Raw genomic sequence first — 15,309 nt, forward strand, 5'->3', positions numbered from 1 at the left:
TGCGTCACAAGGCCCCGGACCGCGCTCAGTCGTGTCCCTGAGCGATCAGCTCCTCCAGCGCCGCGATCGCCTCCGGGTCCCCCTGGAGGCGCACCGACTCCGCGCCGTCGGCGAGGTGCTCGAGGGCCTGTTCCCGCCCCCACGCCCACAGGCACAGGGCGAGGGCGGAGCCGCCGGCACCGGCTCGGGGCAGCTCGTCCGCGGGCGGGCCGTCCAGCAGCCGGCCGACGGGGACGTCGAACTCCTGCCCGTCGCGCGGTCGAGCGCCCCTCCAGCGGCTGATCCCGAGCCACCGCGCCGAGCCGCCCTGCGGCCGGACCTCGACCGCAGCGACCGGGGTGAGGGTGGCCCAGTCCGGGATCCACTCGAAGGCGGCCGGCCACATCACCTCCAGCACGTGATCGAGGCCGTCCGCGGCGACGCGGGAGTCGATCGCGCTGACGGGACGACCCGCCGTCAGCTCGGCGTCCACCCGGTGGACGGTCGCCTCGTGGGTCTGCATGCGTCGGGTGATGCCGACGCCCTGCTGCTCGGAGAACCAGAACCAGGCCGGCTCCTCGTCGCTCTTCGCCGCGAGCTGAGCGAGCAGCGCCTCCGTCGCTGCGGCCCGACGGTCCAGCAGGGCCTGCCGTTCGGTGGGGCGCGCCGCCTTCGCCGCCTCTATCGCCATCACCTCGTCCTCGGCGGTGGCGCCGGCGGCCAGGATCTGAGCCCAGAACTCATGGACCTCGGTGAGGTGCCACAGCAGGTCATCGGCCGTCCATTCCGGGCAGCTGGGGACCCGCTGGGCGGGGTCGGTGAGCGTGAGGGCGGAGACCAGGCGGTCAGCTTCGTCTCGGATGGTGGTGATCGCATCGATGTCCATACCCCATGGAAGCACTGTCACGTGACGGGCGACACCCGTTATCCGATCCGACCCACCCTTGCACCCGGTACCCCTCAGGGGTATAAATGATGGAGAAAGATACCCCTCCAGGGTATGACGACAACGATGAGGGAGCCCGATGAGCGCGACCACCACCCAGTTCCAGGTGACCGGGATGACCTGCGGCCACTGCGAGATGTCCGTGCGCGAGGAGGTCAGCGAGGTCCCCGGCGTCCAGGCCGTCGAGGTCAGCCACGAGACCGGTCTGCTCAGCGTCTCCGCAGAGCAGGGCGTCGACGAGGCGGCGGTGCTCGCCGCCGTGTCCGAGGCCGGCTACTCGGCGGTCCCGGCCTGATGAGGGCCCCCGCCCGGGTGGCTCTGTACGGGCTGCTGCTGGCGGCGCTGTTCGCCGCCTCCCTGGTGCTGGGCGACCTGCTCGTCCCCACCTCCTGGGTGGAGGCGTGGTCCAGCGCCACCCCCTCGAGCCGCTGATCCTCCCATCCCTGCCCTCGTCGCCGCGAGCATCCCGCTCACGAGAGAGAAGTCCGCACGATGACCACTCCCCCGGCCGCGCCCCAGCATCCCTCGGGCGTCGATATCGAGCTCGAGATCAGCGGGATGACCTGTGCCTCGTGCGCGAATCGGATCGAGCGCAAACTCAACAAGCTCGACGGCGTCACCGCTGCGGTCAACTACGCCACCGAGAAGGCGCGGATCTCCGCGCCCACCGGCTACGACCCGCAGGACCTGGTCACGGTGGTGGAGAAGACCGGCTACAGCGCCACGCTGCCCACGTCCCGAAAGGAACCCGCCGCCACGGGCGACGGGGAGGAGCCGGAGGACCCGGAGCTGTCCGCGCTGCGCCAGCGGCTGATCGGCGCGATCGTGCTGTCGGTGCCGGTCATCCTGCTCTCGATGATCCCGGCTCTGCAGTTCACCTACTGGCAGTGGGCGGCCCTCACGCTGACCGCGCCGGTCATCGTCTGGGCGGCCTGGCCCTTCCACCGTGCCGCGGCGCTGAACCTGCGCCACGGCGCGGCGACCATGGACACCCTGATCTCCGTGGGCACCCTCGCCGCCTTCCTGTGGTCGCTGTACGCCCTGTTCCTGGGCACTGCGGGGCGAGCCGGCATGACCCACGAGTTCACCCTGGCGATCGGCCCGTCCGACGGTGCGGCCAACATCTACCTCGAGGTCGCCGCCGGGGTGACCATGTTCATCCTGCTGGGCCGCTACTTCGAGAAGCGCTCGAAGCGGCAGGCCGGTGCGGCGCTGCGCGCCCTGCTGGATCTGGGCGCCAAGGACGTCGCCGTCATGCGCGGCGGCGTCGAGACCCGGATCCCCGCCGCGGAGCTCGTCGTGGGCGAGGACTTCGTGGTCCGGCCGGGAGAGAAGATCGCGACCGACGGCGTGATCGTCTCCGGCACCTCGGCGGTGGATGCCTCGATGCTCATCGGCGAGTCCGTGCCGGTCGAGGTCGGTGAGGGCGATGCCGTCACCGGCGCGACCGTCAATGCGGGCGGTCGCCTGCTGGTGCGTGCGACCCGGGTGGGCGCCGACACCCAGCTGGCACAGATGGCGAGGATGGTCGAGGACGCCCAATCCGGCAAGGCCGAGATCCAACGCCTGGCCGACCGGGTCTCCGGCATCTTCGTGCCGATCGTCATCGCGATCGCGGTGGTCGTGCTCGGCGCCTGGATCGGGGCCGGCTTCCCGCTCGATGCCGCGTTCACAGCTGCTGTCGCGGTGCTGATCATCGCCTGCCCGTGCGCCCTCGGTCTGGCGACCCCCACCGCGCTGCTGGTGGGCACGGGCCGCGGTGCCCGGCTGGGGATCCTCCTCAAGGGCCCCGAGGTCCTGGAATCCACCCGTGAGGTCGACACCGTGGTGCTGGACAAGACGGGCACGGTCACCACTGGGAGGATGACCCTGCGGGATGTCATCCCGGCCCGTGGCGTGGACCGTACCGAGCTGCTGCGCGCGGCCGGAGCCGTCGAGGATGCCTCCGAACATCCGATCGCCCAGGCCATCGCCCGCGCCGCCGCGGCGGAGGCCGGTCCTCTGCCCGCCGTCGAGGGGTTCGAGAACCTCGAGGGTCGCGGGGTGCGGGGCACGGTCCAGGGTCGTCCGGTCCTCGTCGGCCGCTCCACCCTGCTCGAGGAGGGGGCGCTGCCCGAGGAGCTGGCCGCACCGAAGGCGGCGGCGGAATCCCGCGGAGAGACCGCCGTCGTGGTGGTGTGCGACGGCGCCGCCCACGGCGTGCTCGTGGTCGCCGACGCGGTCAAGCCCACCAGCGCCGAGGCGATCTCGCAGCTGCAGGGCCTCGGGCTCACCCCGATCCTGCTCACCGGCGACCACCGTGCCGTCGCCGAGCAGATCGCCGGCGAGGTCGGCATCGAGGAGGTCATCGCCGAGGTCCTCCCGCAGGACAAGATCGACGTCGTCACGCGCCTGCAGGGGGAAGGAAGGGTGGTCGCGATGATCGGCGACGGCGTCAACGACGCCGCCGCCCTCGCCCAGGCGGACCTCGGCCTCGCCATGGGCACCGGCACCGACGTCGCGATCGAGGCCTCGGACATCACCCTGGTGCGTGGCGACCTGCGCAGCGCGGCCGATGCGATCCGGCTGTCCCGCCGTACCCTGGCCATCATCAAGGGCAATCTGTTCTGGGCCTTCGCCTACAACATCGCGGCCATCCCGCTCGCCGCGCTCGGCCTGCTGAACCCGATGCTCGCGGGTGCCGCCATGGCCTTCTCCAGCGTGTTCGTGGTGGGCAACAGCCTGCGGCTGCGGTCCTTCCGCAGCCGTGCGCACGACGCCTCGCACACTGCGGCGAACGCCCCCGCCCCGTCCCTGCGGTCCGACCGCCCCGCTCCCCGGAGGAACCCATGACCACCACCGACCCCTCACTGACCGAAGGTTCCGCTCCCACGGCATCCCCGGATGCGGCCGCGGAGCACCACCACGGCTACATCTCCGACAAGTCCCGCTATCTCGCGCGCCTCAAGCGCATCGAGGGCCAGGCCCGCGGGCTGCACCGCATGGTCGATGAGGAGAAGTACTGCATCGACATCCTCACCCAGGTCAGCGCCCTGAAGAGTGCGCTGGACGGCGTCGCGATGGGCCTGCTGGACGATCACCTCCAGCACTGCGTGCTCGACGCCGCGCGCGCCGGCGGCGACGAGGCGGAGGAGAAGCTGAAGGAGGCGTCCGCGGCGATCGCCCGTCTCGTGCGCTCCTGACACCTTCGGGTCTCGGTGCGCGGCCCGTCCGGAAACTGAGCGGTGACCGGTGGGATAGTGTTCACGGAGGTCAGAGGTGGTGTATCGAGCAGGGTCGCACCGACGTTTCCCGCCGCCGCCGCGGCACTGCTCAGGTCACCGCCCGGAATGAGGAACCCCACGATGAAGGAAGCCGGCCCGCAGAGCCAGCCCGGTCAGCGTCTGGCCTGGGCCGAGGGAGCGCTCCCGAACGCCGCAGCCCCTGCCCTCGCGCGGACAGCCTCGGGTCCCTTGCACGTCCGCCCCGGCGCTCCTCCCAGTGCAGGTCCTCCGTCGCCCGGCATCGCCGCGCCGCACAATCGTCGCGAGGAGATCCTCGATGGTGCCGCGGAGATGTTCGCCGAGCACGGCTATCACGGTTCGAGCCTGCGCGAGATCTCCAGCCATATCGGCCTCTCGCACTCCGGGATGCTGCACCACTTCGAATCGAAGGACGCACTGCTCGACGGGGTGATCGACCGGCTCGAGGAGCACGCGCAGGCGGCCCTCGACCGCGTCCCCGAGTTCAGCACGGATCGGCGGTCACTGCTCCGCGGTCTGGCCGAAGTCTGGCATCCCGCCTCTCTGCCGATCCGACTGATGGCCACGCTGGATGCGGAGTCGGTGAGCGAAGATCTCCACGGCCGATACCGGATGGCGCGGCTGCGGCGGGTCCACGAGCACGTCCTGGAGAGCTGCTTCACCGGCTTCGCGGCCCAGGGACTCCTGCGCGAGAATACGGAGCCCGCCTTCGCCGGCCGCGCCCTGCTGGCCGTCGTGCTGAACCTCGCCGTGCGGGAGAAGACGATCCGTCCGCTGCAGCACCGCACCGACGACGACGTCCCGCTGAAGGATCTGGCCATGCAGGTCGACGCCTTCCTGGTCGACGAAGCGCCCGACCGCCACAGGACGGTCCCTCGGCCCTTATCGCCCTCGAGCGTTCTCGTCCTCCCCGGGGATCGGCGCCGACGGTGCTCGGTCGGGAGCGGCGCAGCGACGATGCCACTGGCTCGGCGGTCACGGGGTCGGGCTCCCTCCCGTGACCGCCAGGGTCTCCCCCAGCACGTAGCTGGACTCGGGCGAGGTGAGGAAGACGTACGCCGGAGCCAGCTCGGTCGGCTGGCCAGCGCGGCCCAGCGGGGTGCTCTTGCCGAACTCGGGCAGGGCGTCCTTCGGCTGGCCGTCGGAGACCTGCAGCGCTGTCCAGATCGGCCCCGGGGCGACGGCGTTGACGCGGATGCCGCGGGAGGCGACCTGCTGGGCGAGGCCCTTGGTGAAGTTGTTGATCGCTGCCTTGGTCGAGGCATAGTCCACGAGCGTGGGCGAGGGCTGGTAGGCCTGGATCGACGTGGTGTTCACGATCGTGGAGCCGGCGGGAAGATGCTTCAGCGCAGCCCGGCAGAGGCGGAACATCGCGTGGATGTTCACCGCATAGGTGTCCTCCCACTGCTGGTCATCGATCTCCTCGAGCGATTCCACGGCGATCTGGCGTCCCGCATTGTTCACCAGGGCATCGAGTCCTCCGAGGCCCCCCACCGCATCCTCGACCAGCTGCCGGCAGACGGTGGCGTCGGTGAGGTCACCGGGCAGCAGCACCGCGGTGCGCCCCTCCGCACGGATCACCTCGGCGATGTGCCGGGCGTCCTCCTCTTCCTCCGGGAGATGGTTGAGCGCGACGTCGGCGCCCTCGCGGGCGAAGGCGATCGCGACGGCCGCCCCGATGCCGGAGTCGGCCCCGGTGATGAGCGCTCGACGCCCTTCCAGTCGCCCGGTGCCGCGGTAGGACTCCTCCCCACGGTCGGTGCCGGGGATCAGCTCGGCGTCCAGCCCCGGTTCCGGCTGGTGCTGCTTGGGCGGGGTGATGTCAGGGAAGCGGGTGACAGGGTCGGTGAAGGTGAGCTGGTCGGCCATGGGGGTCTCCTCAAGATCTGGTGGTCGGGTCTCAGTCCATCGCGGGCACGGACGGCGCGGTGGGGTCGAGGACGACCTTGACGCACCCGTCGTGCTTGCGCTGGAAGAGGTCGTATCCGACGGCGGCCTCGTCCAGCGGCAGACGGTGGGTGACGAGATCGGCGACGCCGAGCGGGTCCTCGGGATCCTCGACCAGGGGCAGCAGGGCGTCCGTCCAGGTGCGCACATTGCACTGGCCCATGCGCAGCTGGAGCTGCTTGTCGAACATCCTCAGCAGCGGCATGGGGCTCGCCGCGCCGCCGTAGACCCCGGACAGGGAGATCGTGCCGCCGCGTCGCACGAGGTCGACGGCGGTGTGCAGGGCGGCGAGCCGGTCCACGCCGGCGCGCTCCATCACGGGGCGGGCGACGGCCTCGGGCAGCGTGCCCGCGATCTTCTGGGCGACGCCCGCCATCACGCTGCCCGCGGCCTCCATCCCCACGGCATCGATCACGGCGTCCGGGCCGCGCCCCTGGGTGCGTTCGCGGATCTCGCCCACGCCGTCCTCCCCGAGGTCGAGCACCTCGATCTCGTGCCGCTCGGCCATCGCACGGCGCTCGGGCACGGGATCGATGCCGAAGACCCTCGCGCCGAGGTGCCGACCGATCCGCGCGCACAGCTGGCCGACCGGACCGAGGCCGATCACCGTGAGCGTGCGGTGCTCGGGCACCCCGGCGTACTGCACGGCCTGCCAGGCGGTGGGCAGTATGTCGCTGAGGAAGAGGTAGTTCTCGTCCGGCAGCTCGGTGCCGACCTTCATCAGCCCGTAGTCGGCATGGGGGACGCGCAGGTACTCGGCCTGGCCGCCGGGCACCTGTCCGTAGAGCTTCGAGTACCCCAGCAGCGCGGCACCGGAGCCGTGCTCGGTGACCTGCGTGGTCTCGCATTGGGAGGGCAGGCCCTGCCCGCACATCGCGCAGCTCCCGCAGGAGATCGTGAAGGGGACCACGACGCGGTCGCCGGGGCGCACGCCATGGACCTCGGACCCGACCTCCTCGACGACCCCCATCGGCTCGTGACCGATGATGTCCCCCGCGGTCATGAAGGGGCCGAGCACCTCGTACAGGTGCAGATCCGAGCCGCAGATCGCGGTGGAGGTGACTTTGATGAGCGCATCCGTGGGGTGCTGGAGGATCGGGTCGGGCACGGTCTCGACGCTCACGTGCTCGCGCCCCTGCCAGGTCACTGCTCTCATGGTCCCGCCTTTCGGTGGTGCTCCGGTCGTCGTCGATCACGCTAGTGTCGGACTGCGCTGATGTCGCCGGTGCCGACCACAAGGTCTGCACGCCGGGGAGGACCCGGCCGGCTGCGGGCACGCCGATGCCGCACCGGAACAGGTGCGTTGTTGACGGCGTTCTGGAACCGGGGTGTCATGGGAGAGTCGCGCGTGCTGCGGCTGCGAAGCGCGCTGTCGCGCGCCCGAACAGGAGGTCGAGCGATGCTGGATGACGTGATCAACTCCCGGGACGATCAGCTGAGCACCATGCAGACCCTGCTCCTGGAGAGCGAGGACATCTCCGAGTTCCTGCGCGAGTTCACGAAGCTGCTGGCGAGACAGCTGTCCCTGACGGGTCCGGACCGGTGGTGCGCTGTCACGCTGCTGCGAGATCGCAAGGCTGCCACTGCGGTGTCCTCGAGCGCCGAGGCGAAGGCGCTCGACGAGCTCCAGAACAGGTTCAGCGACGGTCCGTGCATGACGGCGATCCGCGGGAACACCGTGATCCGGGCGGGGGATCTGCGTCAGGACGGACGCTGGCCCGAGTATCAGGACGCCGCCGTGGAGCAGGGCGTCCGAGCGGTGCTCGGGGTCCCCTTCGACCTGGACCCGGACGCTCAGGCGGGGCTGAACGTGTATTCCACGGCCCCACACGATTTCGATCCCGACACAATCGCCTCGATCGTGCTCGAGGTCGAGCAGGCCTCGAATGCCCTGCGGCTCGCCATCCGGATGGCCCACGACCGCGAGTCGCGCAGCGACCTGCGCGCCGCGATGGAGCACCGGACGGTGATCGACCTCGCCGTGGGGATCATCATGGGCCAGAACCGGTGCAACCAGGACGAGGCAGTCGCGCTCCTGAAGACCGCGTCCAACCACCGGAACCTGAAGCTGCGGGAGCTCGCGTCCGACCTGGTGGCCTCCGTCGGCACCGCACCGGCCACGACCGCTTTCGAGAGCTGATTGTGGTCGGGGCGACAGCGGGATAAGCTCCAGCGAGGTCTAGCAGGAGGCCTCCTCGTCACGTCGCACGAAAAGGCCTCCGCTCATGCCGCACACCCTCTCGGTCACGGTCCGCGTCGATCTCGACCTCAGGGGGGTCACGCTCGCCGTTTTCGGCTGCCTGACCGCCGAGACCCACGTCTCCCTGCTGTCGGTCATCGCCAAGGCCCGTGGTCTCGAACCTGCTCCGAGAATCACCTTGGACCTGCTGGGGACCGAGCACATCGACCTCGACGGTCTGCTGCCGCTGCAGCACCTGATCGATCTGGAGCCGCGCAGCGAGTTCTCGCCGGTGACCTACCTGATCCCCGATCCGCTGCCGATCTGCCCGCGCACGATGCGGTCGGCGCCGACGGACTGGGCCGGCGGCACCTCCATCAGCCCTGGCCCGGCCGGGAGCGCGCCGCTGACGCTGCTCCGCGGGGCTGACCAGCCTGCGGGCGGCACTGCCGTCAAGGCTCCCCCGGCCCCCGCGCCCGCGCCGTCGTCGTCCCGCCCCCGCGCCCGGACCCGACGGGAAGAGATCCTCGAGGGCTCCGCGCAGATGTTCGCCGAGCACGGCTACTACGGAGCGAGCCTGCGCGACATCAGCCGGCACGTGGGCATCTCGCACCCGGGGCTGATGCACCATTTCGCCTCGAAGGACGCTCTGCTGGAGGCGGTCGTCGATCTGCTGGAGGCCCATGCCCAGGTTGCTCTGGACCAGGCGGAGGCGATGAGCATGGACCCGGAGGCGATGCTGCAGGCGCTGCCCGCGCACTGGCACCCCGGCTCGCTGCCGGTCCAGCTGCTCAGCACCCTCGGGGCCGAGTCCGTCCGCGGCGACCATCCCGGTCGGTTCCGGATGTCGCGGCTGCGCCGCGTCCACGAGCACATCTTCGAGCAGTGCTTCACCGGATTCGCCCAGCAGGGCCTGCTGCGCCGCGGTCTCGATCCGGCCTTCGCGAGCCGGGCCCTGTTCGGACTCGTGCTCAACCTCGCGGTGCGCGAGAGGACCGTGCGCACCATGCAGAACAGATCCTACGACGATGCACCGATCGAGGAGCTCTCACGCCTGGCCCGTGCGTTCCTGAGCGCAGACGGCGAGCGCTGAGACCCGGGGCACCGCAGGCCGGGTGGAGGACGAAGAGCGCACCGGCTCGAGACCGTTTCACTGCTCGCAGTGGCGGCACAGCCGGACTGGCTAGAGTGCGTCGGGACCGTCCGCCACGAGAAAGCACCTGATGCCTGCACCCACCAGCCTCACCACCAGCTCTCTGCATGCCGGCCACCCCGGGGAGGAGGTGCTCAGCGGGATCGACCTCACGGTCCGTGCCGGTGACCCGCCGCTGGGTCTGCTCGGCGCGTCCGGAGCGGGCAAGACGACTCTGCTGGCGACCCTCAGCGGCGAGCACCGACCGAGCTCCGGCCGGGTCACCTGGGAAGGTCGTGACGTGGTGAAGCTGCGCGGCAAGGAGCGACGCCGGTTCCGGGCGGCCGTCCGCTTCGTCTCGCAGTACGCCATGACGATCTCGGATCCGCGCGAGACCGTCCGCTCACGCCTCGAGCTGGCGGCGAAGGAGGCACGCAAGGGCGGGCGCACCCACGCCGTCTCCGCTGCGGAGTTGCTTGGATCCGTGGGGCTGTCCGAGCACTACCTGACACGCACGATGCGCACCCTCTCCGGCGGCGAGACCCAGCGGGTCGCGCTCGCGACCGCGCTCGCCACCCGACCGGAGATCCTGGTGCTGGACGAGCCGATGACCGCCGTGGACCCGAACACGCGACGACAGATCAGCGACACCCTCGCCGCAACGATCCGGCGCCTGGGGATCGGCACCCTGATCGCCTCCCATGACATCGAGCTGCTGCAGCGGCTGTGCCCGCAGATCCTGTTCCTCGGAGAGCGGCGGATCCTCGCCCACGGGACGCTCGAGGAGATCCTCTCGCACACCGAGCACGCAGAGATCCGCGATCTGGCGGAGGCGAGTTCGGTGGCGGTCCAGCACTTCCGCTGAGACCGCACGCATCGGCACTGTTCGCTCGCTCACAGCGCGACCCCTCGAGTTGGACGTGAGAGGACTTGGAGGTAAAGTTCTTTTCTGTTCGGCGCCATTAGCTCAGTTGGTTAGAGCGGCTGACTCTTAATCAGTAGGTCCGGGGTTCGAGTCCCTGATGGCGCACCAGCAGTCGAAGCCCCACCGGTCACCCGGTGGGGCTTCTTCGTGTCCCGGAACAGGCCTAGGCCGTCGAAGAGGTCACCCGCCGGTATGCCTGAGCGATCGGGGCCGAGACCCAGGATCCTGTTCAGCAGGCATTGGTCATGAGCGATCAAGCCGCGGATCTTCGAGGCCGCGCCACGGACGCAGAGTGCTTCCAGGTGGGTCAGGCCGGGCACCGGGAGCCGCCGGGTCGGCAGCGGACACCGATGAGCGCGGACGGCCACGGCTCAGGTCCCTGATGTCCTCGGCATGGCGGAGCCGACCATGACTCATCGGCGAGAGCCTCCCCCTCCGTGCCCAGGGTTTCGGTGCAGAGCGACATCTACGTCGCGCTGCTCACCCCGGAGCGTCGTGGTTCTCGTAGGAATCGAAGAGCTTGCGCCGCTCGTGCCATCGTCTGCTGTAGGTGGCCTCACGGATCGCCTCGTCGCTGTCGAAGCTGGAACCGAGCGCCCCGCCGAGCGTCCCGAACGATGCGGACAACCACGCGATGTCGACGTAGTCTCCGAGCGTCGCCGCCTTCCCGAGCTCGTTGCCGAGATAGCCGGCTTCGACGACGACCAGGCCGAGGCCCAGCAGACCGACCAACAGCAACCCGTACATCAGTGCCGCGCTCATCCCGACGGTCACTATGATCGCGATGTTATCGACCCATGCCGGGCCGGGCTCGCTCTCGTGGCGGCCCCGGTTCCACAGCCCGCTGCGAATGATCAGCCAGGCCGTCAGCACAGCTGTCACCAGGAGGCTGATGGCAAGGAGCCGCGGAGCAGGCAGGGCATCCGACACGTTCCAGATGCTGTTGTAGAAGATGCCGAACGCTCCGGTCGCCGCTGCCACCGCGATGCAGCGTGACAGCGCGCCCAGCATTCGGCCAGGGCGGTTATTGCGCACCATCCCTCCGAGCATCCGCACCCGGCGCGATCTGCCGCACAGGAGGACATCGACCATGTCATCACGGTCGGTCGAGGGGACACAGCGGACCTTCCGCGCGCCCAGCGCGGACAGAGAGATGAGGGCTGCCCGGTCCTTGTCGCTGATCTCGGCCACGAGAGGCTAGTCATCTAGGAGGCGCGGCAGGTCCGTCAGATAGACCACGTACGCCCATCCGCAGCCATCTTCGGACAGGGCGTCGAGGCTCTGATGGTGAGAACATCGCAGCAGAAGCTCAGGGCGCTGTCCAACCGGTCGGGCCAGCGTGCCCGAACATTCTGGCCCAGCGCACGACTGCTGGGCGACGCGGCGAATGCTCGGTGCGCCGCCCGGCCGTGAGGGGGAAGGTGCACGGATGTCAGGGGCCCTGACCGCTGTGGTGACCGCCCTCCTGGCCGACCTGGCTCGGGTCGGCGGCATTGCGCTCCCCGAGAGCACGATGGAGACCGACCGTAAGGTTGCTCGACGCGACGGCGGAGGTCGGCGGGGGTCTCGGCACCGCGTTCACGAGCCGACGGAGGCTGAGCACGGTGTGAACTGGCTCGATCAGCAGTCGGCGCACCCGGCCTCAGCTGACCGCGGTGCGCCCAGCTCCGATGCTGGTGCAGCGATCCTTGCGGGCCCGTGCGGGAGGGAGTAGACATGGTGAACCTGCACGAAGCACACAGAGGTGCTGGCGGGACCAGCGCACGACGACATTTCACGCTGACGCGCACCGGCCTGCTGGGAAGGCTGGGTTTCGACGACGATGCCGATGAGGTCGGGTCCGTGTGATACCGGGCCTCGACCGTGACCATCGGAAGGTGAACTGCCCGTGAACAGTAGCGAGCTCCTCCAGATCCCCCCGCCGGCGCCCCGAGGATTCCCCGATATCGATACCCGAGCTCTGGATCAGGACCTCAGTGCGGAGGTGGACGGCGAGGTGCGCTTCGACCCTGGCAGTCGTGGCGCCTATGCCACCGACGCCTCCAACTACCGGCAGGTGCCGATCGGGGTCGTCGTCCCCCACAGCGTGGAGGCGGGGGTGGCGGCCATCGACGTGTGCGCACGGCACGGCGCTCCTGTGCTGTCCCGGGGCGGGGGCACCAGCCTCGGTGGGCAGTGCACCAACGTGGCTGTGGTCATCGATTGGAGCAAGTATTGCCACCGGCTGATCTCGGTCGACGCGGAGGCGCAGACGTGCGTGGTCGAGCCGGGGATCGTCCTCGATGAGCTCAACGGGCAGCTCGCGCCGTACGGCCTGGAGTTCGGTCCCCGCCCGTCCACCCACAGCCACTGCGCACTGGGCGGCATGCTCGGCAACAACGCCTGCGGTGCCACCGCGCAGCGTTCGGGCAAGACGGACGAGAACATCGTCGCGCTGGAGATCCTCACCCACGCCGGCGACCGCTGGTGGGCCGGGCCCACCAGCGACGAGGAGCTCGAGCGCATCCTCGCCGACGGTGGTCCGAGGGCCGATGTCCATCGCGGTCTGCACGAGGTCGCCGAGCGCTACGGCGAGCTGATCCGCGCCCGCTTCCCCGATATCCCCCGTCGCGTCTCCGGGTACAACCTCAATGCGCTGCTGCCGGAGTCGTCCTTCGACGTGGGGCGCCTGATCGTGGGCAGCGAGGGGACCCTCGCCACCATCCTCAGGGCGGAGCTGAAGCTCATGCCCACGGTGGCGCACACGTCGATGGTGGTGCTCGGCTACGACGACATCACCGCCGCCGCGGACGCCGTCCCGACCATCTTGGAGCAGTCGGATCCGATCGTGCTCGAGGGTGTCGACAGCCAGCTCATCAATTTCGAGGCCGCTGAGCACATCGGCGAGGACGCCCGGTCGATGCTGCCCGACGGCACCGCTTGGCTCCTCATCCAGTTCGGCGGCGAGACCGCCGAGGAAGCGGATCGCCGGGTCGAGGAGCTGCTCGAAGCGCTCGGCCGCAGCGAGCACGACGCCCGGGTCAACTTCTCCGACGACCCGGCCAAGGAGGAGAAGCTGTGGAAGGCGCGGGAGGCAGGCCTGGGAGCCACCGCCCGGCCACCGGGGATGCCCGACACCTGGCCGGGCTGGGAGGACTCCGCCGTACCGCCGGAGCGGCTCGGTGACTACCTGCGGGATCTGAAGTCGCTCTTCCATGAGTTCGACCTCGGCGATCCCGCGATGTATGGCCATTTCGGGCAGGGCTGCGTGCACATCCGGATCCCGTTCGACATGGTCACCGCCGACGGGGTGTCCGATTTCCGTCGCTTCCTCGAGAGCGCCGCGGAGCTGGTGACGTCCTACGGCGGCTCGCTGTCCGGCGAGCACGGCGACGGGCAGGCTCGGGGCGAGCTGCTCGAGACGATGTTCGGTGCCGAGATCGTCCATGCCTTCGGGGAGGTCAAGGCTCTGTTCGATCCTCGCAACCTGATGAACCCCGGCAAGGTCGTGCAGCCGAACCGCCTGGACGAGAACCTGCGTCTGGGCTCGGAGTGGGACCCCACCCCCTACCGCACCAAGTTCCAGTACCCCGGCGACGACGGGAGCTTCACGCGGGCCACCATGCGGTGCGTCGGCATCGGCAACTGCCGCAGCCAGGACGGCGGGGTGATGTGCCCCTCGTACATGGTGACGAAGGAGGAGGAGCACTCCACCCGAGGTCGCGCACGACTGCTCTACGAGATGCTGAGTCCGCACGAGGACTCCCCCATCAAGGACGGCTGGCGCTCCACGGAGGTGCGCGACGCCCTCGACCTCTGCCTCTCCTGCAAGGGCTGCAAGACCGACTGCCCCGTCAACGTCGACATGGCCACCTACAAGGCCGAGTTCCTGCACCAGCACTACAAGGGCAGGGTCCGCCCCGCCGCGCACTACTCCATGGGCTGGCTGCCCTTGCTGGCACGGATCGCCTCACAGGCCCCACGACTGGTCAACCGGGTGCTCAGCACGCCCATCCTGTCCACGATCGGCAAGCGGCTCGCCGGCATCGCGATCGAGCGGGAGACCCCCGCCTTCGCCCACCAGACATTCCTCGCATGGTGGTCCGAGCACAGCGCGGGGCGACCGGAACCGGATCCGCGCGCCGCGACCACCGTCGTGGTCTGGCCCGACACCTTCACCAATCGCTTCGATCCCCACATCGGATGCGCCGCCGTCGCTCTGCTGGAATCCGCGGGATTCGACGTCACGATCCCCGACGCGTCGGTCTGCTGCGGATTGACCTGGGTCTCGACCGGCCAGCTCTCCGTGGCCGAGAGAGTCTTCCGACATACCCTGGCGGTGCTTCGCCCGTGGCTCGAGGCCGGCACCCCGATCATCGGTCTGGAACCTTCCTGCACGGCGGTCTTCCGCACCGATATGCCGGAGATGCTCCCCGACGACAAGATGGTCCAACGCCTCTCCGCCCAGACGCGCACCATGGCAGAGTTCCTTCTCGAGCACGCGCCCCAGGATTGGGAACCCCCACAGGTGCGTCGCCCGGCGCTCGTGCAGACCCACTGCCACCAGCACGCCGTGATGGGCTTCGACGCTGATCTGGAGCTGATGCGTCGCGCGGGCATCGACGCCGAGGTGCCGGACTCGGGCTGCTGCGGTCTCGCCGGGAACTTCGGATTCGAGAAGGGCCACTACGACGTGTCGATGGCGTGTGCCGAACGAGTGCTGCTCCCGGCAGTGCGTGACGCCTCCCCCGAGACCTTGGTCATCGCCGACGGGTTCAGCTGCCGCACGCAGATCGCGCAGGGCAACACACGGCGTACGGCTGTCCACCTCGCCGAGGTGCTGGCCGACGGGCTGGAGGCTGATGACGCGCGCTGAGATTCCCCAGATGTGCTCGCCGAGATCGCCCGGCCCGGGTCGATCCGTCGCAGGGGATCACGCCGGCCACGACCGCACGACCATCCGTTCCTACCTCCGCGGGG

The 15,309-nt window shown here is 69.8% G+C and carries 14 protein-coding genes, 1 tRNA gene and 1 pseudogene; 11 read left to right on the plus strand and 5 right to left on the minus strand.

Annotated elements, in window-relative coordinates; all coding sequences use genetic code 11:
* Nucleotides 1–25: 25 nt before the first annotated feature.
* Nucleotides 26–865 carry a maleylpyruvate isomerase family mycothiol-dependent enzyme gene (locus CFK39_RS02275; RefSeq protein WP_089064099.1) on the minus strand — a complete coding sequence of 280 codons (840 nt, stop codon included), beginning with the start codon at nt 863–865 and terminating at the stop codon, nt 26–28.
* A 139-nt stretch (nt 866–1,004) separates the two neighbouring features.
* Between CFK39_RS02275 and CFK39_RS02280 the strand changes: the two genes are divergently transcribed.
* From CFK39_RS02280 to CFK39_RS16610, 5 genes and pseudogenes are all read left to right on the plus strand, one after another.
* A complete protein-coding gene (locus CFK39_RS02280) occupies nt 1,005–1,220 on the plus strand; it encodes a heavy-metal-associated domain-containing protein (RefSeq protein WP_089064100.1) in 216 nt (71 codons plus the stop codon).
* Entirely contained in the window at nt 1,220–1,357 is a 138-nt protein-coding gene (locus tag CFK39_RS16100) for a hypothetical protein (RefSeq protein WP_157697027.1), read from the plus strand. Before CFK39_RS02280 ends, CFK39_RS16100 begins: the two co-directional genes overlap by 1 nt.
* Before the next feature lie 60 nt (nt 1,358–1,417).
* A complete protein-coding gene (locus CFK39_RS02285) occupies nt 1,418–3,757 on the plus strand; it encodes a heavy metal translocating P-type ATPase (RefSeq protein ID WP_089064101.1) in 2,340 nt (779 codons plus the stop codon).
* Nucleotides 3,754–4,107: a metal-sensitive transcriptional regulator gene (locus tag CFK39_RS02290; RefSeq protein WP_089064102.1), complete on the plus strand. Its 354-nt coding sequence runs from the start codon at nt 3,754–3,756 to the stop codon at nt 4,105–4,107. Before CFK39_RS02285 ends, CFK39_RS02290 begins: the two co-directional genes overlap by 4 nt.
* A gap of 372 nt (nt 4,108–4,479) precedes the next feature.
* Nucleotides 4,480–4,533 (plus strand): annotated as a pseudogene (locus CFK39_RS16610) (hypothetical protein); the annotation flags it as partial.
* Between the two features lie 135 nt (nt 4,534–4,668).
* On the opposite strand, the gene CFK39_RS16615 reads toward CFK39_RS16610, so the two are convergent.
* The 3 genes from CFK39_RS16615 to CFK39_RS02305 all read right to left on the minus strand — a co-directional run bounded on the left by CFK39_RS16615 (nt 4,669) and on the right by CFK39_RS02305 (nt 7,270).
* Nucleotides 4,669–5,031: a hypothetical protein gene (locus CFK39_RS16615; RefSeq protein ID WP_245822834.1), complete on the minus strand. Its 363-nt coding sequence runs from the start codon at nt 5,029–5,031 to the stop codon at nt 4,669–4,671.
* Between the two features lie 111 nt (nt 5,032–5,142).
* Nucleotides 5,143–6,036, minus strand: a complete 894-nt coding sequence (locus tag CFK39_RS02300; RefSeq protein WP_089064103.1) for an SDR family oxidoreductase — start codon at nt 6,034–6,036, stop codon at nt 5,143–5,145.
* Nucleotides 6,037–6,067: 31 nt separating this feature from the next.
* Complete coding sequence (locus CFK39_RS02305; RefSeq protein WP_089064104.1) at nt 6,068–7,270, minus strand: alcohol dehydrogenase catalytic domain-containing protein; 1,203 nt, start codon at nt 7,268–7,270, stop codon at nt 6,068–6,070.
* Between the two features lie 243 nt (nt 7,271–7,513).
* Between CFK39_RS02305 and CFK39_RS02310 the strand changes: the two genes are divergently transcribed.
* The 4 genes from CFK39_RS02310 to CFK39_RS02325 all read left to right on the plus strand — a co-directional run bounded on the left by CFK39_RS02310 (nt 7,514) and on the right by CFK39_RS02325 (nt 10,458).
* A complete protein-coding gene (locus CFK39_RS02310; RefSeq protein WP_089064105.1) occupies nt 7,514–8,254 on the plus strand; it encodes a GAF and ANTAR domain-containing protein in 741 nt (246 codons plus the stop codon).
* A gap of 85 nt (nt 8,255–8,339) precedes the next feature.
* Nucleotides 8,340–9,386 (plus strand): TetR/AcrR family transcriptional regulator, encoded by a 1,047-nt coding sequence (locus CFK39_RS02315; RefSeq protein WP_089064106.1) that lies wholly within the window; start codon nt 8,340–8,342, stop codon nt 9,384–9,386.
* 130 nt (nt 9,387–9,516) lie between these two features.
* Nucleotides 9,517–10,290, plus strand: coding sequence for an ABC transporter ATP-binding protein (locus CFK39_RS02320; protein ID WP_089064107.1), 774 nt, complete (start codon nt 9,517–9,519; stop codon nt 10,288–10,290).
* Nucleotides 10,291–10,381: 91 nt separating this feature from the next.
* Nucleotides 10,382–10,458, plus strand: a tRNA-Lys gene (locus CFK39_RS02325).
* A gap of 372 nt (nt 10,459–10,830) precedes the next feature.
* Here CFK39_RS02325 and CFK39_RS02330 read toward each other — a convergent pair.
* Nucleotides 10,831–11,541 carry a hypothetical protein gene (locus CFK39_RS02330; protein WP_089064108.1) on the minus strand — a complete coding sequence of 237 codons (711 nt, stop codon included), beginning with the start codon at nt 11,539–11,541 and terminating at the stop codon, nt 10,831–10,833.
* Nucleotides 11,542–12,066: 525 nt separating this feature from the next.
* On the opposite strand from CFK39_RS02330, the gene CFK39_RS17110 reads away from it, so the two are divergent.
* The gene (locus CFK39_RS17110; protein WP_275094125.1) at nt 12,067–12,198 is read left to right on the plus strand and encodes a hypothetical protein; all 132 of its coding nucleotides are present in this window, start codon (nt 12,067–12,069) and stop codon (nt 12,196–12,198) included.
* Between the two features lie 40 nt (nt 12,199–12,238).
* Nucleotides 12,239–15,205: an FAD-binding and (Fe-S)-binding domain-containing protein gene (locus CFK39_RS02340; protein WP_245822836.1), complete on the plus strand. Its 2,967-nt coding sequence runs from the start codon at nt 12,239–12,241 to the stop codon at nt 15,203–15,205.
* The last annotated feature ends 104 nt before the right edge of the window (nt 15,206–15,309 follow it).

It is taken from the genome of Brachybacterium avium (genome assembly GCF_002216795.1).
In the GTDB taxonomy this organism is placed as follows: Bacteria; Actinomycetota; Actinomycetes; order Actinomycetales; family Dermabacteraceae; genus Brachybacterium; species Brachybacterium avium.